Annotated in this window: 16 protein-coding genes and 1 pseudogene; 7 read left to right on the forward strand and 10 right to left on the reverse strand. The window is 73.6% G+C overall.

Going from position 1 to position 20,406, the window contains the following annotated elements; translation table 11 throughout:
• Positions 1–53 precede the first annotated feature (53 nt).
• Positions 54–1,199: a methyltransferase gene (locus AB0G52_RS21605; protein ID WP_132887697.1), complete on the reverse strand. Its 1,146-nt coding sequence runs from the start codon at positions 1,197–1,199 to the stop codon at positions 54–56.
• A 67-nt stretch (positions 1,200–1,266) separates the two neighbouring features.
• Here AB0G52_RS21605 and AB0G52_RS21610 point away from each other — a divergent pair, with 67 nt between their 5' ends.
• Entirely contained in the window at positions 1,267–1,917 is a 651-nt protein-coding gene (locus AB0G52_RS21610) for an alpha-ketoglutarate-dependent dioxygenase AlkB (RefSeq protein WP_361337955.1), read from the forward strand.
• 73 nt (positions 1,918–1,990) lie between these two features.
• Positions 1,991–3,226, forward strand: coding sequence for an ROK family protein (locus AB0G52_RS21615; protein WP_132887481.1), 1,236 nt, complete (start codon positions 1,991–1,993; stop codon positions 3,224–3,226).
• 845 nt (positions 3,227–4,071) lie between these two features.
• Here AB0G52_RS21615 and AB0G52_RS21620 read toward each other — a convergent pair.
• Positions 4,072–4,479, reverse strand: a pseudogene (locus AB0G52_RS21620) (ATP-binding protein); the annotation flags it as partial.
• Positions 4,480–4,662: 183 nt separating this feature from the next.
• Complete coding sequence (locus AB0G52_RS21625) at positions 4,663–4,986, reverse strand: hypothetical protein (protein WP_132887483.1); 324 nt, start codon at positions 4,984–4,986, stop codon at positions 4,663–4,665.
• A 374-nt stretch (positions 4,987–5,360) separates the two neighbouring features.
• On the opposite strand from AB0G52_RS21625, the gene AB0G52_RS21630 reads away from it, so the two are divergent.
• Positions 5,361–6,485, forward strand: coding sequence for a PLP-dependent cysteine synthase family protein (locus AB0G52_RS21630; protein ID WP_132887484.1), 1,125 nt, complete (start codon positions 5,361–5,363; stop codon positions 6,483–6,485).
• Here the strand turns inward: AB0G52_RS21630 and AB0G52_RS21635 are convergent.
• Together AB0G52_RS21635 and AB0G52_RS21640 are read right to left on the reverse strand one after the other, a co-directional pair.
• Positions 6,453–6,959, reverse strand: coding sequence for an SRPBCC family protein (locus tag AB0G52_RS21635; protein ID WP_132887485.1), 507 nt, complete (start codon positions 6,957–6,959; stop codon positions 6,453–6,455). The genes AB0G52_RS21630 and AB0G52_RS21635 overlap by 33 nt on opposite strands.
• A 91-nt stretch (positions 6,960–7,050) precedes the next feature.
• Complete coding sequence (locus AB0G52_RS21640) at positions 7,051–7,869, reverse strand: DeoR/GlpR family DNA-binding transcription regulator (RefSeq protein WP_132887486.1); 819 nt, start codon at positions 7,867–7,869, stop codon at positions 7,051–7,053.
• Positions 7,870–8,161: 292 nt separating this feature from the next.
• Here AB0G52_RS21640 and AB0G52_RS21645 point away from each other — a divergent pair, with 292 nt between their 5' ends.
• The gene (locus AB0G52_RS21645; protein ID WP_361337958.1) at positions 8,162–10,465 is read left to right on the forward strand and encodes a hypothetical protein; all 2,304 of its coding nucleotides are present in this window, start codon (positions 8,162–8,164) and stop codon (positions 10,463–10,465) included.
• On the opposite strand, the gene AB0G52_RS21650 is transcribed toward AB0G52_RS21645, so the two are convergent.
• The 3 genes from AB0G52_RS21650 to AB0G52_RS21660 all read right to left on the reverse strand — a co-directional run bounded on the left by AB0G52_RS21650 (position 10,466) and on the right by AB0G52_RS21660 (position 14,879).
• Complete coding sequence (locus AB0G52_RS21650; RefSeq protein ID WP_165939277.1) at positions 10,466–12,904, reverse strand: right-handed parallel beta-helix repeat-containing protein; 2,439 nt, start codon at positions 12,902–12,904, stop codon at positions 10,466–10,468.
• A gap of 174 nt (positions 12,905–13,078) precedes the next feature.
• Positions 13,079–13,687 (reverse strand): hypothetical protein, encoded by a 609-nt coding sequence (locus tag AB0G52_RS21655; RefSeq protein WP_132887489.1) that lies wholly within the window; start codon positions 13,685–13,687, stop codon positions 13,079–13,081.
• Positions 13,688–14,426: 739 nt separating this feature from the next.
• On the reverse strand, positions 14,427–14,879 hold the full coding sequence (locus tag AB0G52_RS21660; protein WP_132887490.1) for a DUF6643 family protein: 453 nt from the start codon (positions 14,877–14,879) through the stop codon (positions 14,427–14,429).
• 297 nt (positions 14,880–15,176) lie between these two features.
• On the opposite strand from AB0G52_RS21660, the gene AB0G52_RS21665 reads away from it, so the two are divergent.
• A complete protein-coding gene (locus AB0G52_RS21665) occupies positions 15,177–16,493 on the forward strand; it encodes a TerD domain-containing protein (RefSeq protein WP_132887491.1) in 1,317 nt (438 codons plus the stop codon).
• A gap of 10 nt (positions 16,494–16,503) precedes the next feature.
• Here the strand turns inward: AB0G52_RS21665 and AB0G52_RS21670 are convergent, their stop codons facing one another.
• A complete protein-coding gene (locus AB0G52_RS21670; protein ID WP_361337962.1) occupies positions 16,504–17,697 on the reverse strand; it encodes a glycosyltransferase in 1,194 nt (397 codons plus the stop codon).
• 39 nt (positions 17,698–17,736) lie between these two features.
• Between AB0G52_RS21670 and AB0G52_RS21675 the strand changes: the two genes are divergently transcribed.
• Positions 17,737–18,537, forward strand: a complete 801-nt coding sequence (locus AB0G52_RS21675; protein WP_132887493.1) for an aspartate/glutamate racemase family protein — start codon at positions 17,737–17,739, stop codon at positions 18,535–18,537.
• Positions 18,538–18,626: 89 nt separating this feature from the next.
• On the forward strand, positions 18,627–19,181 hold the full coding sequence (locus AB0G52_RS21680) for a hypothetical protein (protein WP_132887494.1): 555 nt from the start codon (positions 18,627–18,629) through the stop codon (positions 19,179–19,181).
• Between the two features lie 119 nt (positions 19,182–19,300).
• Here the strand turns inward: AB0G52_RS21680 and AB0G52_RS21685 are convergent, their stop codons facing one another.
• The gene (locus tag AB0G52_RS21685; RefSeq protein WP_361337965.1) at positions 19,301–20,353 is read right to left on the reverse strand and encodes an O-antigen ligase family protein; all 1,053 of its coding nucleotides are present in this window, start codon (positions 20,351–20,353) and stop codon (positions 19,301–19,303) included.
• Between the last annotated feature and the right edge of the window lie 53 nt (positions 20,354–20,406).

Here is a 20,406-nt window from a genome sequence, read left to right on the forward strand (position 1 = left end):
TTCCAAGGAATGCTTGATTGTGCTCGAAAACTGCTTCTACCTTGCAATAACAATCACGAGAGGCCGCCAGAACCCCGCTTGACCGCCTTCAGCACCACGAACTTCGGGTCCCCGGCCACCAGTTCACAGTTGCCGAACAAACGGCGCAGCTTGACGTGGTAGCCCAGGTGCCGGTTGCCGACCACCCACAGCTCACCGCCCGGCCGCAGCGCCCGTTCGGCCCCCGTGAACATCCGCCACGCCGTCGCGTCACTGGTCGCCTGATGGGAGTGGAACGGCGGGTTGTTCAGCACCACGTCCACGCTGCCGGTCGCGACCCCGGCGAGCCCGTCGCCCACCCTGAACTCGGCATGGCCGGGCACCCCGTTGGCCTTGTAGGTGGCCTCCGCCGAGGCCACCGCCTGGAACGACTCGTCGACGAACAGCACCTCGGCCGTCGGATCGGCCAGCGCCACCGCCGTACCGACCACCCCGTTGCCGCACCCCAGGTCCACGACGCGCCGCCCGCCCTGCGGCAGATGCCCCAGGAAGAACCGGGTACCGATGTCGAGCCGGTCGGCGCAGAACACACCGGCGTGGTTGACGACCGTACGCCCGGAGACCGCGCCGATGCCGTCGGGGAGCTCGTAGCAGTACGGCCACGGGTTCTCCGGGCGCTCCAGCGACGGGTCCGGGGTGCAGTGGATCAGCCGGGCCTTCTGCTCGGCGAGCGAGGTCCGGGTCGGCCCGAGGATCCGCTCGAAGAGCCGGAGGGTCGAGGTGTGGATCTCCTTCACCATGCCGGTGCCGATCACCACCGTGTCCGCGTGTACGGCCGGTGCCAGCCTCAGCAGTTGGTCCTCCAGCAGCGCCAGGCTCTTCGGCACCCGCACCAGCAGCACGTCCACCCGGTCCGGCGGCGGGTCCTGCGTGGTGAGCAGCTGCACGGCACCCGGTTCGACACCCGCCCGCGCCAGGTTCAGGCGGGTCGCCTCCTGGCTCAGGTACGAGTCGCTGATCTGCGCCGGCCGGTGCTCGGCCAGCGCCGTGACCAGCGCGCCCCACCGGTCGCCGAACACCACGACCCGGCCGGCCGGCCCGATCCGCTCCCGGTCCAGATACCGGAGCAGATACGCGTCGGAGGCGTCCCAGGCACGCAGCCGGTCGCGCGGGTCGTCGGGGAAGCGGGACAGTTCGACCTCGCCCCACGGAGTCGTCATACGGTCGCTCATCGTGCGTCCAGGCTAGCCGAGCCCCAGCTCAGGCCCGGTCGGGCAGGATGGGGGCATGGAGGACGAGCTGTTCCCGAGGGCGTGCGCCCAGGTCGCGCCGGGCGCCGTGCACGTCCCGGACTGGCTGAGCGCGCAGCGGCAGCGCGAGCTCCTGCGGGCCTGCCGTGACTGGGCGCGGCCGCCCGCCGGACTGCGCACGGTCCGCACCCCCGGCGGCGGCACCATGACCGCCCGCCAGGTCTGCCTGGGCTGGCACTGGTACCCGTACGCCTACGCCCGCAGGGTCGTCGACGGCGACGGCAGTCCCGTCAAGCCCTTCCCGGCCTGGCTCGACGAACTGGGCCGCCGCGCGGTGACCGACGCGCTGGGGCCGGAAGCGGTCGGCGGATTGTCGTACGACATCGCGTTGATCAATTTCTACGACGCCGACGCCCGCATGGGCATGCACCGCGACGCCGACGAGAGGTCGGACGCGCCGGTGGTGTCACTGAGCCTCGGGGACACCTGCGTGTTCCGCTTCGGGAACACGGAGAGCAGGGGCAAGCCGTACACGGACGTGGAGCTGAGATCGGGGGACCTGTTCGTGTTCGGAGGAGAGTCGCGGCTCGCGTATCACGGGGTGCCGAAGGTGTGTCCGGGCACGTCGCCGGCGGAGCTGGGCCTGACCGGCCGTCTCAACCTCACACTGAGAGTGAGCGGCTTGTGAACCGCGCGATGGGCCCGCACGGCGCCGCACCTTCGCTTCGGCCGCTTCTGCGGATCATGGCAGACTCCCTCCCATGAGCGGAAAGGTCGCCCCCGACCCGACGGGGAACGGAACCCCGAAACCCCGGTTGGACAGAGGACGTGGCGCACTCGGCCCCGCCCTGGAACTCGTGCACACCGGCCGCGCCCCCACCCGCGCCGTCCTCACCGCGGAACTCGGTGTCACCCGCGCCACCGCGGGCGCCGTCGCCGCCGAACTGGAGTCGCTCGGCCTGATCAGGGTCGACGCGCACCCCGGTGCCGCCGCCGGTTCGCAGGGCCGCCCCTCGCACCGGCTGGAGGTCGCCGAGCACGGCCCTGTCGCACTCGCCGCCCAGGTGCACGCCGACGGTTACCGGGCCGCCCTCGTCGGCCTCGGCGGCCGCATCGTCGCCACCGCCCCCGGCTGCGAGACGGTCGACGCCGACCCGGCGAAGGTGCTCGGCTCGGTCGTCGAGGCGGGCGCCGACCTGCTCCGCACCACGGGTCTGCGCTGTGTCGGCGCCGGACTCGCCGTGCCGTCCGCCGTCGCCGAACCGGAGGGCCTCGCCCTCAATCCCCTGCACCTGGCCTGGCCGGTGGGCGCACCGGTACGCCGGATCTTCGCGGAGTGCGTGCGCGCGGCCGGCATCACCGGACCGGCGTTCGCCGGCAACGACGTGAACCTCGCCGCGCTCGCCGAACACCGGCACGGCGCGGGACGCGGCGCCCGGGACCTGCTGTGCGTGGCCACCGGTCACCGCGGCGTCGGCGGCGCGCTGGTCCTGGACGGCCGCCTGCACACCGGCAGCTCGGGCCTGGCCCTGGAGGTCGGCCACCTCACCGTCAACCCCGAGGGCCGCTCCTGCCACTGCGGCAGCCGGGGCTGCCTGGACGTCGAGGCGGACCCCCTCGCCCTGCTCATCGAGGCCGGCCGCGAACCCGGGCCCGAGGTGTCACTGCTCCGGCAGGCCGAGGACCTGGTACGCGACCACTACGCCGACCCGACCGTCCGCGGGGCCGCCGAGGCGCTGATCGACCGGCTCGGTCTCGGCCTGGCGGGGCTGGTGAACATCCTCAACCCCGACCGCATCATCCTCGGCGGTCTGCACCGCACCCTGCTGGAGGCCGACCCGGAGCGGCTGCGCGCGGTGGTCGCCGACCGCAGCCTGTGGGGGCAGAGCGGCAGCGTGCCGATCCTGCCGTGCACGCTCAGCCACAACAGCCTCGTCGGAGCCGCCGAGTTGGCCTGGCAGCCGGTGCTGGACGACCCCCTGACAGCCCTCCGGTAGACCGCCCGGTGGCCGGGCATTCCGGGCGCGTGGGCTCGGAAAGCCCTCGTGCGCTGCCGTGAGCCCGTGATCGTCGGCTTCGCCTTCCGCCGCCGGGGCGGCACCGCCGTACCGGCCCCGGACGGCGTGGACTTGGCGTCCCGTCGGGCCGCCCGGCGCTGCTCGGGGAACCGCCGGGTTCCGGCCGGTGCCGATCGATGCCCTGCACGGCCGGTGCCGACCACCCACCACCGAAAACGGGCCCGCTCGACTGGCGACAGCCGAATCGGCCACGCCACGAACCGACTTCAGCTTCGCCGACGAGCCGCCGCCTCGGCCTCCGCTCCGGTGCTGGGTTCCGGCGTGAGCCGGACCGGTTGCACGAACGTGCGCGGCGGCCCCGACACAGCGACCGGACGGGAAGCCTCACCGCCCGCTCAACTGGCGACAGCCGAGCGGGCGGGAGCGTGCGTGGCGACGGACCCACCGCCGGCCGCGTGCGCGGGGGCGGGCGTTCCGGCGCTTGTGCGGGCCGGGGTGGGTGGTGCGGCGCTCGTGTGCGCGGAGGCGGGGGTTCCCGCGGTCGCGTGTGCGAGTGCGGGTGATCCTGCGAGCGCATGGGCGGGCGTACGCGCCCCGGTGCCCGCGTGCGTGGGCAGGGGTGGACCGGCAGTCGCGTGTGCGGGCACGGGTGTGCCGGTGCTCGCGTGCGCCGGCACGGGTGCCCCGGTGCCCGCATGGGCGGGCATCGGTGACCCGGCGCCCGCGTGGGACGGAGTCGGCATGGCTGCCGGCGCCGGTTCCGGTTCCGGGAGTCGGCGGGGGGCCGGCTCGGCGGTGCCGCGGGGCGGCCGGGTCGGCTGCGGTGCGGCCGTCGACGCGGGCAGCGTGAACCACACGACCTTGCCGTCGTCGTGCGGACGCACCCCCCAGCTCTCGCTGACGGCGGCCACCATCGCGAGCCCGCGGCCACAGGTGGCCATGGGCGTGGCGGCCGTCCCTTCCTCGACCACGGGAAGACGCGGGTCGTGGTCGCGGACCGACACCGTGAGGCGGTCGAGCTGGAGCTCGATCTCCACGGTGCAGTTCTTGTCCGGCTGGGCATGCCGGTGGACGTTGGTGAGCAACTCGGTCACGCCGAGTGCGGCCCGGTCGATGAGCGGGTCCAGACGCCAGTAGCGCAACTGCGCAGATACGATTCTGCGGACCTGACCGATCCGCGAGGGCAAGGCTTGAAGCTCCACCGAGCAGTGTCTGCTTGGGTGTTTGATCACGGCTGCGACTCCCCGACGTGAGGTCCGGAAGAACACGGGAGAACGGATCCAGCAAGGGGCCGCCGTCCATGGGGCCGCCTGCTGTCGTGGCCGGCGGGCTGGTTCGCAGCGTTATCGCCGGTGTACCCAGAGTGACGTGTGACAAGCGTGACCCAGTGCTTACGGTCGCGCAACTCGCGGTGGTCAGCCGTCCCGGCCCGCGGCTCGTCGTACCGCCTCGATGAAGCGGCGGGCCGCGGGCGGACCGGGCTCGCCCGGCGCCGGATCGTGGTCGCCCAGAGTGAGTGAGTAGCGCTGGCCGTTGAGGTCGGCCAGGGCCCGGTCGTCCGACGCGAACCACGGCTTGGAGGCCCGCACCGCCTGCACGGGCGCGCTGTCGATCTCGCTGCCGTAACTCGTCAGCAGCTGTACCCTGCCGTCCCTTATCCGGACCTGCCCGGCCCGGGTCAGCGAACGCAGTCGCTTGTCGATCCGTACGCCCGTCGCCGTGAACTCCGGCTCCGTCATCGTGCCCCGCCCCTTCGACTGCCTCGGTCGCCGGCTCGGAAGGTGGTGGTCCCGGCCGGCGTGCTCCGGTTCATGTCGTGATCCAGTGTGCGCCCCCGTTCGGGACGTTCGTCCCGTCGGATGGCAGTCTGCCCCCCTCCGGCGGGGAGCACCAGTACGCCCGGACGGCCGGGCCGGGGGCGCTCGGAGCACTCGCCGCAGTGCGCCCGGCGGGATCACGCCACTGTTCCCGGCTGTTTCGCCCCGTGTTCCCCAGGGTGCCTTTGAGGCGCCCAAAGGTGCGTTTATGCAGGTGAGAAGCGTGCGGAAGATGCCTATGATCGAGGCGTCGACCGCGTTCGGACGCCGTCGGCGCGAAGCGAAGGAGCCCCGTCGTGAGCACCACCCAGCAGATCCGGACCGGCGCCACCCTCGACGTCGACCGCAGTGACAGCGCCTACCGCGACTGGCTCAAAGAGGCCGTGCGCAAGGTCCAGGCCGACGCCAACCGCTCGGCGGACACGCACCTGCTGCGCTTCCCCCTGCCGGAGGCCTGGGGCATCGACCTCTACCTCAAGGACGAGTCGACCCACCCCACGGGCAGTCTCAAGCACCGGCTGGCCCGCTCCCTCTTCCTCTACGGCCTGTGCAACGGCTGGATCCGGCCCGGGCGCCCCGTGATCGAGGCGTCCAGCGGCTCGACGGCCGTCTCCGAGGCGTACTTCGCCAAGCTCATCGGCGTGCCCTTCATCGCGGTCATGCCGCGCACCACCAGCGCCGAGAAGTGCCGGCTCATCGAATTCCACGGCGGGCAGTGCCACTTCGTGGACGACTCCCGCAGAATGTACGAGGAGTCCGCGCGTCTCGCGGCGGAGTCCGGCGGCCACTACATGGACCAGTTCACCTACGCCGAACGGGCCACTGACTGGCGCGGCAACAACAACATCGCCGAATCCATCTTCCGCCAGCTGGAGTTGGAGCGGTTCCCGGAACCGGCGTGGATCGTCGCCACGGCGGGCACCGGCGGCACCTCGGCGACGCTCGCGCGCTATGTCCACTACACCCAGCGCGACACCCGGATCTGTGTCGCCGACCCGGAGAACTCCTGTTTCTTCGAGGGCTGGACCACCGGCGACCCGGACGTCACCTGCGACTGCGGCTCCCGGATCGAGGGCATCGGCCGGCCGCGCATGGAGCCGAGCTTCGTACCGGGCGCCGTCGACCGGATGATGAAGGTGCCGGACGCGGCGAGCGTGGCGGCGGTACGGGCGCTGGAGCGGGCGATCGGGCGGAAGGCGGGCGGCTCGACCGGTACCGGTCTGTGGAGCGCGCTGAAGATCGTCTCCGAGATGGTGGCGCAGGGGCGCACGGGAAGCGTCGTGACGCTGCTGTGCGACCCGGGGGACCGCTACCTGGACAAGTACTACTCGGACTCGTGGGTGGCGGAACAGGGGCTCGACCTCACGCCGTACACCGCGGCGATCGAGTCACTGCTGGCCACCGGTGTCTGGCCCGACTGAGCTCTGGCTCGCGAGACGCCGGTCCAGCGCGCCGACCGCGTCCCGGAAAGCCCGGCCAAGACCGGCGCGGGCCAGCCTGACCACGAACCGGAACGGCGCCGTGCCGTCCACGGCGAAGGTCCACTGCACGCGGGTCCCGGCGCCGGACGGGACGAGCCGCCACTCCTCGGCGATGGCGCGGGCGCCCGGCGCGTTGGTCAGGTCCACCCGGTAGGCGTAGACCTCCGCCTCCCGGGCCGCGATGACCGTCTCCCGGAAGCGCCCGCCGCCCCTGAGGCGTATGGCGCGCCCGGCGCCGTCGTCGACGGACTCGGCGTGCGTCACCGCGGCGAACCACTGCGCCCAGCCGGGCACGTCGTCGTTGAGTGCGTGGAAGACCCGGTCGGGCGGCGCGGACATCTCCCGCGCGAACACCAGGCGTACGGGTGCGGTCTCGACGAAGTCGAGCCCCACGGGGCGCAGTTGACGCGGCATGGGCGATAACCCCCTTGGCCGACACGGCCGTTGACCGGACCCGTCACGATAACTGACATGCCATCACATGTCTGCCCCGGCCGCCCCGCGGTCAGTCCTCCGTCTCGCCCGCCACCACCAGCCGCCGCAGGTGCTCGGAGATCTCCGCGCGCGCCTCCGCCGGCAGCCCGGCGTCCGTGACCAGTGTGTCGACCTGCTCCAGCTTGGCGAACGAACTCAGTCCCACCGTGGCCCACTTGGTGTGGTCGGCGACCACCACGACCCGCCGGGCCGACTGCACCAGACGGCGGTTGGTCTCCGCCTCCGCGAGGTTCGGCGTGGAGAGGCCGGCCTCCACCGATATGCCGTGCACCCCGAGGAACAGCAGGTCGAAGTGGAGCGCCGCGATCGCCTGGTCGGCCACCGGCCCCACGAGCGAGTCGGACGGGGTGCGCACCCCGCCGGTCAGGACCACGGTCGCCGCGCCCTGCCGCTGCCCGGAGACGCGCTGCGCCGCGTGGAAGACGTCCGCGACCCGCACCGAGTTCGTCACCACGGTCAGGTCGGGAACCTCCAGGAGCTGATGGGCCAGCGCGTACGTCGTCGTACCGCCGGACAGTGCGATCGCCGCCCCCGGCACGACCAGCTCGGCGGCGGCCCGCGCGATGTCCTCCTTGGCCGTCAGCTCCAGGCCCGACTTGGCCTCGAACCCCGGCTCGTGCGTGCTCGCCTCCACCACCGGCACCGCGCCGCCGTGCACCTTCTCCAGGACGCCCTGCCTGGCGAGCGCGTCCAGGTCCCGGCGGACGGTCATGTCCGACACGCCGAGCTTGCGGGTCAGCTCGTTGACCCGTACGCCGCCCCGGCGTCGGACCTCGTCCAGGATCAGGGCGCGGCGCTGCTCCGCGAGGAGGTTCTGGTTCTCACTCACGTACGCTCCGGTCCTCTCGCCTCAAGCTGTCCGACACGCCCCGCGTACCGGCTCCGACCAGGACATTCCGTTCGGTTCGGGTGCGCGGGCGCCCCATCCTTTCACGGGACCGCACCGGTTGCGCCACTGCCTGTGTCAGTGCACACATGTCATTCGGTCACCTCGTGTTGCACCTGGCGTCACACCCAACGGGGAGATTCCGTAAGAAGTGGTGTACGTCACACCGTGATCGGAGATCCTGGGAACCGCACGGACAAGGACCGTCGGCCGGCACGGGGGAAGTGCGATCACAGTGGAACGCGCGCGGGAACGAACCGCCGTCGGCCCCACCGGGCGGCCGACGGAGATCGACCTGGAACTGCTGGTGCACGGCGTCGGCGGCACCACCCCCGCGAAGATGCTCGACGACCCGCGCACGGTCCGGATCACCGGCGACGAAACCGCCGCCGTCTTCCGCCGCGCCGACGACGTGGACGCCGAGTCCCGGCCCGCCGACCACCGTGACCGCCCGGTGCCGGAGGCGTACGTCTGGTGCAACCTGACCTCCGGCAACGCCTCCCGCGCCCTGTGGCTGCTGCTCCTGCCCTTCATGGTGGTCAACCTCGCCCACTGGATGCGCCCCGCCGCCCGGAACCGGCCGCGCACCGTGCGCTTCTACGGGCTGCTGGTCCGTCTCGCCGGGCTCACCCTCACGGTGCTGTTCGTCGCCGCGGCCTGCGAGGTCGCCCTCGACCTCACCGCCTGGCAGTGCGCGGGCGTCACGGCCTGCGCCCGCCGGCACTCCTGGCTCGGTTTCCTCGCCCCGGCCGGCGCGCACGGCGGCTGGTGGAGCGGCCCGGGCCGCCGGCTCGCCCTGGCCGCCCTGGTGCCCACCGCGTTGACCGGCCTGCTCTGGTACCTGTCGCACCGCACCTGGAGCGCCTACGAGTCCACCCGGCCCCTGTCCGTCGAACCCGAGCCCGGGCACACACCGCTGGCCGGCCCCGGCTTCTGGTACGGGCGCCGGCTCGTCGCCCGGCTGCGCGCCGCCCACACCGCCGCGGGTCTGCTCACCGTCGCCGCCGCCGTCCTCACACCGGCGGCCGCCTTCGACCGCCGGCCGGGCGGAGCCGCCCTGCTGGACACCCTCGGCCGGCTGCTGACCGGCGCGCTCGTCGCCTGCGCGGTGGCCGTGGTGTGGGTGGTGTGCCGCCGCGGCCGCACCGAGAACCACCTCGACCAGGAACTGGACCGGTGTCTCGTACGACGCCTGCCCCTGGTCGCGCTCGCCCTGCTGGCGTTCGTCGTCCTGTACGCGGGCTGGTCCCGGCCCGGATGGCGGTCGACGGGACGGCTCGCCGGGGACGCCACCTTCGGCGGGCTGGCCCTGGCACAGGGCCTGCTGGTGATCGTCCTCGGGCTCGTCGCCCTCGACCTGCGGCGCGGGCTGCCCGATCCGCGCGCCGCGATGCGCGGCCTGAACGGGCCCGCGGTCGCCCTGCTCGCCTGCGCGCTCGGCGGGGTGATGTCGGGCGGAGTCACCCAGCGGGTCTCCGACTGGCTGGACGGCACGGGCACCTCGATTCCCGGCCCTCCGGTGCTGCTGACCTGGCAGGCCTCGACGGTCCCGCCCGTGCTCGCGGTGCTCCTGGCCGCCGTCGCCCGGCTCTCCTGGCGCACCGCACGGCTCAGCCGCGCCGAACGCGACGCCGTGGACCGGGACCATCCCGGCGAGCCGGAGGACGTCGCCCGGACCCGCCGGATCGCCCGGGTCCGTGCCATGGCCGCCCTCACCGACCGGACGCCGTTCGTGCTCACCGTGCTGTGCGCGACCACGCTGGTGCTGGGCGCCGGAGCGCTGCTGGGCGCCCTGGCCACGGGAAAGACGCCGGACGGGGCCGCCGGGCGGACGCCCGCCTCCGTGCACGGCGCGGCCGAGGCCTCGCAGGCGGTCGGCTCCTGGCTGGTGGGGCTCGGCTTCGTCCTCTTCGTCACCTGGGGCCGGCGGGCCTACAAGGACGCCTCGGCCCGCCGCACCATCGGCATCCTCTGGGACGTCGGCACCTTCTGGCCGCGCGCCGCCCACCCGTTCGCACCGCCCTGCTACGCGGAGCGCGCGGTGCCCGACCTGACCTGGCGGATGGTCACCTGGATCCGCCGCACCGGCGGCCGCCTGGTCCTCTCCGGCCACTCCCAGGGCAGCGTCCTCGCGGCGGCGGCCGCCTGGCAGCTGGCCCCGTCGGTCCGCAGCCGGGTCGCCCTGCTGACGTACGGCTCCCCGCTGGAACGCCTGTACGGCCGCTGGTTCCCGGCCCACTTCGGCCCGGCCGAGCTCGGCTCCCTGCACCGCGAGGTCGCCTGCTGGCGCAACCTCTACCGGCTCACCGACCCCATCGGCGGCCCCGTCCGGATCTCCGACGGCGACGGCCCGGGGGTCGACCACCCGCCCCTGAAGGACCCCCTCGTCTACGGACGCACGCCGGACCACCCGCTGCCCGCCCCCGTCCTGGGCCACTCCGACTACCAGGCGGACCCGGCCTTCGCCGTGGAACGGGCGCGGCTGCTGTCGCGGCTGCGCCGGGACCCGCCCGCGGGGCACCCGGGACGGGACGACTGATCAGGGAAGTTCCGGCAGGTCCTCGGCGTAGAGCAGGGTGAGGTCGTCGGTGGTCGGATCGGCCACCTGGGCCACCCGGCTCGCGTGCCGCTCCACCATCGCCTCGAAGGTCTGCCGCGCGGTACGGCCGTTGCCGAACGCGGGGCCCTTCGGGATCTCCGTGAAGTACTTCAGCAGCCCCTCGGCCGCCCCCGGCGCCAGCCGGTACTCGTGTTCGTCGGCCTGCTGCTCCACGATCCGCAGCAGCTCCTGCGGGCCGTAGTCGCCGAAGGTGATGGTCCGGGAGAAACGCGAGGCCACACCGGGGTTGACCGAAAGGAAGCGCTCCATCTCCTCGGTGTAGCCCGCGACGATCACCACCACGGCGTCCCGCTGGTCCTCCATCAGCTTCACCAGCGTGTCGATGGCCTCCTTGCCGAAGTCCCGCCCGGCGTCCTCCGGCGACAGCGCGTACGCCTCGTCGATGAACAGCACACCGCCGTGCGCCCGCTGGAAGGCCTCCTGGGTGCGGATCGCCGTGGAGCCGATGTGCTCGCCGACCAGATCGACCCGGGACACCTCGACCAGGTGGCCCTTCTCCAACACCCCGAGGGAGGCGAGGATCTCGCCGTAGAGCCGGGCGACCGTGGTCTTGCCGGTGCCGGGGGAGCCCGTGAACACCAGGTGCCGCTTGACCGACGCGGCCTTCAGCCCGGCCTGCTGACGGCGCCTGCCGACCTCGATCATGTCGGTCAGCGCCCGCACCTCGCGTTTGACGCTGTCCAGGCCCACCAGCGCGTCGAGTTCACCGAGCACGGCCTGGGAGGTCCGGGCCGGCTCCTCGGGCGCGGCCGGCGGCAGCAGGGGCTCCTGCTCGGTGCTGCGCTGCCCGGGAATGGCACCCAGCAGCCCGGGGGACTGGTACGACGTCTGCACCGCCGTCTCGCGCGCCGTCGGCCGGCGCAGGCTGCCGCTCTCGTCGCTGGTGCAGTCCTCCACCACCGGACCGGTGCCCGGGTCCGCGTCCGGGCCGCCCTCCGCGAACTCGTAACCTCCGCGCGCGCACCGCTCCGTACGGCACTTGCGCAGGGTGGTACGGCAGCCGTCGATCACATGGAAGCCGTAGCCGCCGCTGCCCGTGACCCGGCAGTTCAGGAAGGAGCCCCGGCCGCCCGCCGACACGTAGAAGCCCGCCTCCGCCGGGGCGTCCACCGTGCACCGCTCGATGGTGGGATCGGCGCCCTTGGTGACGATCACTCCGGTCTGGGTGCCGTCCACCGTGCAGTTGTTCAGGGTCCCGCCGCTGCCGTGGTCGCGGAACCAGGCGCCGGTGGCGGCGTCCCGGATCCGGCAGTCGTCCAGTTGCGCGGTCGCCCCGTCGCTCACGGACACCGCCGTGTTGCGCACCTGGGAGAGGTCGCTGTCCACGACGTCCGCGCGGGAGCCACGGTCCAGTACGAACAGCGCGTCCGGCACGTCGTGCACCCGGCAGGAGTCCAGCACGGCGGTGGCGCCGTCGCTCACCCAGACCGCCGGGTAGTCGCCGGTGCTGTCGAAGATCTCGCACTGGTTGGCGTCCACCCGGGTCCCGGGGTCCCACACCGACAGTCCGTTGCGCCCGAACTGGCGCACCGTCGTCCGGGTCAGCGTGAGCACCGAGCGTGAACGCAGATCGACCGCGTTCTCCGGGATGTCGTGGATCCGGCAGTCGGCGAGGGTGAGCACCGCGTCGGTGTCGAGCGTGACACCGTCGGCGGTGGTGCGGTGCACGTCGCAGTCGGTGAAGTGGGCCGTGGCGCGCGCGGTGACCTGCACCCCGGAGCCGCGCACCTCGTAGATCTCGCAGCCCACCGCCTCCAGCGCGGAGCCCTCCCCGGTCGCCGTCACTCCGGTGCCCGACGCGTGGTGGATCCGGCAGCGGTCCAGCCGCGGATGGCCGCCGCCGCGCACCGCCACCCCCGCCTGGCCGGCCGCCACGATCTCGCACTCCTCGAACACCCCACCGCCGCCGTCGAGTACGGCGATGCCGATGCCGGCCGGGTTGTCCACGGTGCAGCGCCGCACAGTGGGCCGGGCTCCGCCGCGCACCTCGATCCCGGCCGCGGACCGGGTGACGATCCGTACGTCCAGCAGTTCGGGTGTGCCCTCCTCGACCAGCAGCGCCGGCGCCGCCGCGTCCTGCCCCTCGACGTGCAGGTCCTGGACGACCGCCGAGGCGCGCACGGTCAGCGGCACCCCGTCCACGGGCGCGATCCGCACGGAGCCGGGCGCCCCCTCCGGGCCGCGCAGGGTCACGGCGCGCTGCACCACGAGGTTCTCCCGGTAGGTCCCGGGCGCGACCGTGAGGACGTCGCCGTCGGCGGCTGCCTCCAGGGCGGCGGCGAGCGAAGCGTACTCACCCGTGCGGCGTCGCCACCGCGATGTGCCGGTGTGCGTCACCTGGACCGTGCCCTGTGCCATGGCGTTGCCGTGCCCCCACCTCGTCGTACAGATCGCTGACTGGCCTCGGGGCGGCATCGCGGACGGTGCCCTGCCCCTGCGGTTCGCTCGCGCGCGGGTCGATGCCGAATGCGCTTCGGCGGCTCCACCGTAGCGTGCGCCGAGGCGGTGGGTTGACCAGAGAGGGAAAGGCCGTCAGCTGCCCGTACCGGCCTTGCCCCAGTCCGGACCCGCCCGTTCCCACGCCTGGTCCCACCGCGCGTACCTGCGGCGGACCATGCGCCAGACGATCATCCGTCTGCCGCCCTCGACCAGACCGGCGGCGAGCAGTGCGGCGCCGAACCCGGCCAGCACAGCGTGGGTCGACGCCGTGGCGGAGTCCAGCGGACGGGCCGTTATGAGGCCCTGCCGATCCGTCCAGACGTCGAAGTGGTCGCCTCTGTGCGGGGACTTGAGGGTCGTCAGGACCGGGCCCTCGTGGCGGCTGCCGTCCGGCGCCGTCCAGTCGGCGAGGACGCGGCTGCGGCTGTCGCGGACGCCGGCGACGTCGGGGTCGGTCTCCACGGGGGTGCCGCCGCCCAGCCTGCGCACCACCGTGACCGTGACGAGGTGCCGGTCGTGATGCTGCTGCCGGACGGACCGCTGGAGGACGCCCTGGGCGGCCGCGCCGACGACCGAGCCGAGGACGGGTGCGGCCACCGCGATCAGCACCAGCGCCACCAGGGCCAGCCAGGCCTCGACCAGGTCGGTCGCGCGCCGCAGCGGATTGCGCCGCCAGCGCCACAGGCCACGGATCGCTCGCACCGGCCACCACCCCCTTCCCGCTCCGTGATAACGCCACCCGCACCGTTCACCCGCACGCTCCGGCCGAAGAGAGAGCGAAATCACCCCGGCCGGCACTGTCATCGACTTCTCGTGACGCCCAACGACCGGACCGCGCACTCGGGTTCCCGCCGGACCGGAGATCACTCGACCCCGGACCCGGGACCGAGCGATCACAGCCACGGCGCCGGAGGCCGGGTGGGGATCGACGGGTGGGGTGCAGACGGACCGGGGGCAACGGTCGGCTACAGATTCGTGGGGTGCGGATGGATTGAGGCACACGGACTGGGGCAGACGTGTGCTGATGCTGGTGCGAGGGGAGTTGGCGGGCTCGGTGCAGACGTGCGGGGTGCACGGGGCGGATGCGGAGGTGCGGCCGGACAGGGGTGGAAGTGCGGGAGCGGGGGGGGCGGTGCGTGCTCGACCAGCGGTAGGTCGAGAGGGGAGCGGGGTGGTTGCGCCGCCGATGACGTCTGGTCGCAGGGGAACGTTGCTTCAGGCGAGCGGGACGCCGTGTTCCGCGGAACCGGCCTCGGTCGGCAGGGGCGCTCGGGGAGGGCACGCGGTGGGCGCGGAGGGGCATAGGAGGGGCGCCGGTGACGACCTTTCCCCCGTCGTCGATCAGAAGCCGGCGCCGGTCAGCCCCCTGGGGCCATGACGGCCTGCCGGGGCGGGCGGCCCCGGAGCGCCTTGACCGGATGAACGCGGACCGATTGCGGGATCAGTAGCCGCGGTACTGCTGTTGCTGGTTGTTGTACGGGTCCTGGTACGGCGCGGGCTGCGGCGGGCGCGGAGCCGCCGGGCGCATCGCCTCGTAACCGGTGCCGCCCATCATCGGACGCGGCTGCTGCGGCTGCTGCCCGGGGTAGCCGCGCGGTGCCGTCGCCTGCTGCGGGATGTAGGCGGTGGGCGCCTGCTGCAGCGGTGCGGGCTGCTGCATCTGCTGCGGGTAGCCGTAGCCCGGGGCCGGCTGGGAGGGAGCGGCCGGAAGGGCGGGGAGTGCCGACGGCAGGGCGGGCAGGTTGAAGCTGCTGCTCGTGTCGTAGGCGGGAGGGACCCGGATCGGGGCGATCTGCGGGGTGCCCCGTTCGGCCACGAGCGAGTCGTAGATCGGGGTGTCCGGGAAGGAGGCGGAGTAGTAGCCGCCGCCATAGGTGGAGCGGGGGGAGGTCATGGCACATAAGGTAAGCCCACGATGTGCTGGTTGGGGAGACCGATAAGAGGGTTGTTTTCCGTGTCGGCGGTGACGCCGGATCCCCAATCCGAGCGAACTCGGCAAAAAAGGACGGCAATCGGCGTTGTGATCGTGTAAAGGCCGAGTTCCAGGGCGGTTACCGGCGGTTGGCGAGGGATCTTCCTGTGCCGTTCGTGGGCGTTCCCTGTCCCCGGGAATAGGTTGTGCGGGTAGGGATGACCTGGGACCGCCGGGGTGTGCCCGGCATGCCGACACGTGATGGGGGCGGACATGTCAATGTCGAAAGGATCGAATACGCCGGTGCCGACCACGGCGCTGCGCGTCGAATTGGGCTGGCGCTCCGGTCCGGGCGTGCCCGACGCGGACGCCTCCGCGCTGCTGCTGGTCGCCGGGAAAGTCCGCTCCGACGAGGACTTCGTCTTCTACAACCAGCCCTCGCACGCCTCCGGCGCGGTCCGGCACGAGGGCAAGCGGCGCTCCGGCGACCTGGTCACCGACACGCTTTTCGTCGACCTCGCGCGCGTGGAGGCCCCGATCGAGCAGATCGTCCTCGCGGCCTCCGCCGACGGCGGCACCTTCGGTCGGGTCCCCGGTCTCTACATCGAGGTCCGCGACGCGGCGGACGGGAATGTGGTCGCACGTTTCGACAGCACCGGTGCCACGACCGAAACCGCTTTCGTATTCGGTGAGTTGTACCGCCGTCAGGGCGGCTGGAAGTTCCGCGCGGTGGGCCAGGGATACGACAGCGGACTCGAAGGCCTCGCGACCGACTTCGGGATCACGGTGGACGAGCCGCAGCACGCGCGGCAACCGCCCGTTCCCCACGCCGCCCCGCCCGCCCCGACCCCGGTCCCGCCGCCCCCGGTCCCGCCGGCCCCCGCCCCGGCGCCCCCGAGCGGGCCCCCCTTCCCGCAGCACCCCGCGCCCACCTCCGCAGGCCTGCCGGTCCCCCCGCCCCCCTCGACCGCGCCCGTGCGCCTGTCCAAGGTGACGCTGACCAAGGCGGCGCCCGCCGTCTCGCTGGCCAAACAGGGCGGCACGGCGGGCGCCCTGCGCGTCAACCTCAACTGGCAGGTCCGCAAGGAACTCCCCGGCTGGGGCGCCCGGCGCGCCGGGGACCTCGACCTCGACCTCTGCGCCCTCTACGAACTCGCCGACGGCCGGAAGGGGGTCGTGCAGGCGCTGGGCAACGCCTTCGGCTCGCTGAACCGGCCCCCGTACATCCACCTCGACGGCGACGACCGGACGGGGGCCGTGTCGAGCGGGGAGAACCTCACCCTCAACCTCGATCACAAGCAGGACTTCCGGCGCGTCCTGGTCTTCGTGACGATCTACCAGGGCGCCACCTCCTTCGCCGACCTGCACGCCACCGTCACCCTCCAGCCCCAGTACGGCGCCCCGATCGACTTCTCCCTCGACGAGTGCACGGTTCCCTCGACGGTCTGCGCGCTCGCCCTGATCAGCAACACCGGAGGGGATCTCGTCGTCCAGCGTGAGGCCCGCTACCTGGTCCCGGAGCGTGGCGTGAGCCCGCAGCGCACCGTGGACCGCGCCTACGGCTGGGGGATGAACTGGACGCCCGGCCGCAAGTGACCGGGGCGGATCAGCCCTCGTCGGCGACCGCGTCGGGGCGCGTGTAGGTACGGCCCTTCCAGGCCGCCCCGCGGCCCCGGTAGTGCTGCACCGCCGAGTCCACCGTCATCAGGAGGTAGAGGAACGCGGTGAACGGCAGCAGGGGAGCGAGCCCGGGAGACTGCCGGTAGTAGCGGAGCACCGGCAGGTAGGTCGCCGTCATCAGCAGCCAGGCGGCACCGCCCGTCAGCGCCGCCGTGGCGCTGCCGGTGACCGCACCGGCCAGCACCGCCGCCGGCGGGACGAGGTACACGAGCACGAGACCGGCGACCGTGCCGAGCAGCAGCAGCGGGTTGTGCCGCAGTTGCGCGTACGCGCTGCGGGAGACCATCCGCCACAGGTCGCGCAGCCCGGGATAGGGGCGCACACTGTCCACCCGGTCGGCGAGCCCCAGCCAGATGTGTCCGCCGCTGCCCTTCACCGCGCGGGCGAGCGCCACGTCGTCGATCACGGCGTGCCGGATCGCGTCCGGGATCCGCGCCCGCTCCGCCGCGTCGGTACGCAGCAGCACGCAACCGCCCGCGGCCGCCGCCGTGCGCGAGCCCGCACGGCCGATCCGGCGGAACGGATACAGCTGCGCGAAGAAGTAGACGAAGGCGGGGACGACCAGCCGCTCCCACAGGCTGTCCACCCGGAGCCGGGCCATCTGCGACACCACGTCGAAGCCGCCGGTGCGAGCGGCCGCCACCAGCAGCCGCAGGCTGTCCGGTGCATGGGCGATGTCCGCGTCCGTCAGCAGCAGGTACTCGGGACCACGCGCGCGTGCCAGGCCGATCCCGTGCCGCACCGCCCACAGCTTGCCCGTCCAGCCCGCGGGCGGCTCGCCGGGCGAGCCCACGGTGAGCGGCAGGCCGCCGTGGCGCGCGGCCAGTTCCCGGGCCAGCTCCCCGGTGCCGTCCGTACTGCCGTCGTCGACCAGGAACACCTCGGCGCGGCCCGGATAGTCCTGGCCGAGCAGGGACGGCAGACTCAGGGGCAGCACGGCGGCCTCGTCCCGGGCCGGGACGACCACGCACACATCCGGCCATTCCCCGGGATCGCGCCGGGGCGGCAGCCGGACGTCGGTGCGCCAGAAGAAGCCCTGGCAGAGCAGCAGCCACAGCCAGGCGGCGAGGGATACGGCGGCGGTCCACACGATGGCGCTCACGCGCGCAGTCTGCCCCACCGGGCCGGTCCGCGACGGCCCATCGTCTATCGTGACCGGGTGAAGATCGCGCTCATGGACTCCGGAATCGGCCTGCTGGCGGCCACCGCAGCGGTACGGCGGCTGCGCCCCGACGCCGATCTCGTACTCTCCTTCGACCCCGAGGGCATGCCCTGGGGGCCACGCACCCCCGAGGACGTCACCGCACGCGCGCTGGCCGTCGCCGAGGCCGCGGCGGCCCGCGGCCCGGAAGTACTGATCATCGGCTGCAACACGGCGACCGTGAACTCCCTGACCGCGCTGCGCGCCCGCCTGGAGCCCGGCATCCCCGTCGTGGGCACCGTCCCGGCGATCAAGCCGGCCGCGGCGGGCGGCGGCCCGGTCGCGATCTGGGCCACCCCCGCGACCACGGGCAGCGCCTACCAGCGCGGTCTCATCGCGGACTTCGCCGACGGCGTGCCGGTCACCGAGGTGCCCTGCTGGGGCCTGGCGGAGGCCGTGGAGCATGCCGACCAGTCGGCCGTCGACGCCGCCGTGCGCGCCGCGGCCGAGCTCACCCCCGACGACGTGACGACCGTCGTCCTGGGCTGCACCCACTACGAACTCGTCGCGGACCGCATCCGCTCGGCCGTGCAGCGCCCGGGCGCCGCGCCGCTCGTCCTGCACGGCTCGGCCGGCGCCGTGGCCGCCCAGGCGCTGCGCCGGATCGGCGCCCGGCCGGCCCCCGGCGCACCGGCCACCGGCACGGTCACGGTGCTGCTCAACGGCCGTGAGGGGGAACTGCCCGAGGCCGCGCTGAGCTACGCCGAGGGCCGCCTGCTGGCGGCGGCCGCGCCGACCGGCCCCGCCGTGTCCCGGTGACCCCGCGCGGGCCGCGGACCCCGCCGAAGTGAGCAGTCACCCTCAGCGACGCGGTGCCCGCGCAGCGAAACCTGAGTAGTCTCGTAGACATGAGGGACCACCCCCACGGCCACCTCGGGGACGAGGACGGCCCGCGACCCGACATCTGGACCGGCCGTGCCACGAACCGCGTCCAGTGGCTGCTGGCGCTGGCCGGCGCCGCCTGCATGGCGCTCGGCATCGAACTGGCCGTGGACTCCGCGTGGACCTCGGGCGCCCCGCTGGTGATGTCCGTCGTCGGCTGCATCGCCGCCGGACTGCTGGTCCTCTTCGGCACCCTCGCCTTCGTGCACGTCGACCTGAAACTCGACCGGGAGTGCCTCGAAGTCCGCTGCGGCCACATAGGGGTACCGCGCCGGCGCATCCCGCTCTCCCATGTGGCCGGCGCCGACTTCACCCCGCAGATCACCCCCCGCCACTGGGGCGGCTGGGGCTACCGCTGGCGCCCCGAGAAGGGCACGGCCGTCGTCGTGCGCCGTGGCGAGGGCATCGTCCTGCGCCTGTGGGACGGCCACACCTTCACGATCACCGTGGACAACGCCGAGTCCGCGGTGCACGTGATCAGGGAACGCCTGCGGACCATCACCCCGGGTACCGCTCGCTGAAGCGGGCACGCACGGCTGCGCGGTCCGCTCCCGCCCGGCGCGCCGTCGTAGGCGCGCCCGCCCCCCCAGGGCACGGCACCGGGCCGCTGGGTCCGCAACCGCACCGACGCGTACGTCACTCAGCCGCCGGGGACGGCCGTCGCCCACGGGCGCGCCGTCGCCAGGCCCGCCAGCAGACCCGCGCCCGCCGGCACCGTCGTGGAACTCAGCGCGTCACCCACCGCGGCGAACACGGCCAGCGCCGTCAGCGCCGCGCCCGCGGTGAGGGCCACGGGAGTGGCGCGGGACGAACGCCACAGGGCGTGGAGCAGCCAGCAGAACGCGGCGGCCAGCAGCAGGCCGCCGACCAGGCCCTGCTCGGCGGCCTGCTGGAGCAGTGCGGAATGCGGCCTGCCGTCGGGCGCCAGGGCGTCGGACGCGGCGCCGCCCACCTCACCGAAGCGATCCGGACCCACACCCAGGGCGGCGTGCCGGCGCGCGAGACGCAGGGCGTCCCGCCACAGCCGGACCCGGTGCGCGGTGAGGGGGCCTTCCGGGCCTTCCAGCGCGGAGACGAGTCCGGCCGGCAGGACGTTCGCCGCGACCGCCAGGACCGTGCCGGTCACGACCGCGGCCGCCAGCGCCAGCCCCGCGACGCCCGCGCCCCGGTGCCGCATCCGGCCGGCGGCGAGGGAGCAGAGCAGTACGGCCGTACTGGCGACGCACCCGGCCGCCGAACCCAGGACCGCCCCGGACACCGCGATCCCGGCGGCCAGCAGCAGCAGGCCGCGTCGCAGCGCGGGCACCGGCGTCGCCCAGGCCGCGCAGCACGCGCCGCCCGTCGCCAGGGCCAGCAGCGCGGCGATCGCACCGGCCTGGCCGAGCGGAGCCGTGACCTGGGGACCCGGCGCCGCCTGGGACATCGCGCAGGCGAGCCCCAGTCCGGCCAGCGCACCGGCACAGGGCGCGGCCACCGGCAGCAGCGCCCCGGACATCCGGCCCGCCGCGTAGCCCGCGGCGACGGCGAGCACCGCGAGCAGCACGCCCTCGGGCCGTCCGTCGCGCCCGGCCGCCGAGATCAGCGGCCACCCGGCGCAGGCCCCGAGCACCAGGACGCCCATCGCGTCCGAAACGTTTCGTCTGTCGCTGTCCGCGTCCGCCCCGACAGCGGACGCGATCCTGGTCAACCCCATCGTTCGCCCCCCGAACCACGCGGTCCCCGACCTGTGGGGCGGCCCCCGCCGCC

Origin of the sequence: Streptomyces sp. NPDC021562 (assembly GCF_040640875.1) — a bacterium.
In the GTDB taxonomy this organism is placed as follows: domain Bacteria; phylum Actinomycetota; class Actinomycetes; order Streptomycetales; family Streptomycetaceae; genus Streptomyces.

Excerpts from the sequence above, each read along its gene's own strand:
- AB0G52_RS21635 (WP_132887485.1), bottom strand. The coding sequence starts at position 6,959 with ATGCCGCGTCAACTGCGCCCCGTGGGGCTCGACTTCGTCGAGACCGCA.
- AB0G52_RS21660 (WP_132887490.1), bottom strand. The coding sequence starts at position 14,879 with ATGACCTCCCCCCGCTCCACCTATGGCGGCGGCTACTACTCCGCCTCC.
- AB0G52_RS21610 (WP_361337955.1), top strand. The coding sequence starts at position 1,267 with ATGGAGGACGAGCTGTTCCCGAGGGCGTGCGCCCAGGTCGCGCCGGGC.
- AB0G52_RS21685 (WP_361337965.1), bottom strand. The coding sequence starts at position 20,353 with ATGGGGTTGACCAGGATCGCGTCCGCTGTCGGGGCGGACGCGGACAGC.
- AB0G52_RS21665 (WP_132887491.1), top strand. The coding sequence starts at position 15,177 with ATGTCGAAAGGATCGAATACGCCGGTGCCGACCACGGCGCTGCGCGTC.
- AB0G52_RS21615 (WP_132887481.1), top strand. The coding sequence starts at position 1,991 with ATGAGCGGAAAGGTCGCCCCCGACCCGACGGGGAACGGAACCCCGAAA.
- AB0G52_RS21680 (WP_132887494.1), top strand. The coding sequence starts at position 18,627 with ATGAGGGACCACCCCCACGGCCACCTCGGGGACGAGGACGGCCCGCGA.
- AB0G52_RS21650 (WP_165939277.1), bottom strand. The coding sequence starts at position 12,904 with ATGGCACAGGGCACGGTCCAGGTGACGCACACCGGCACATCGCGGTGG.
- AB0G52_RS21625 (WP_132887483.1), bottom strand. The coding sequence starts at position 4,986 with ATGACGGAGCCGGAGTTCACGGCGACGGGCGTACGGATCGACAAGCGA.
- AB0G52_RS21605 (WP_132887697.1), bottom strand. The coding sequence starts at position 1,199 with ATGACGACTCCGTGGGGCGAGGTCGAACTGTCCCGCTTCCCCGACGAC.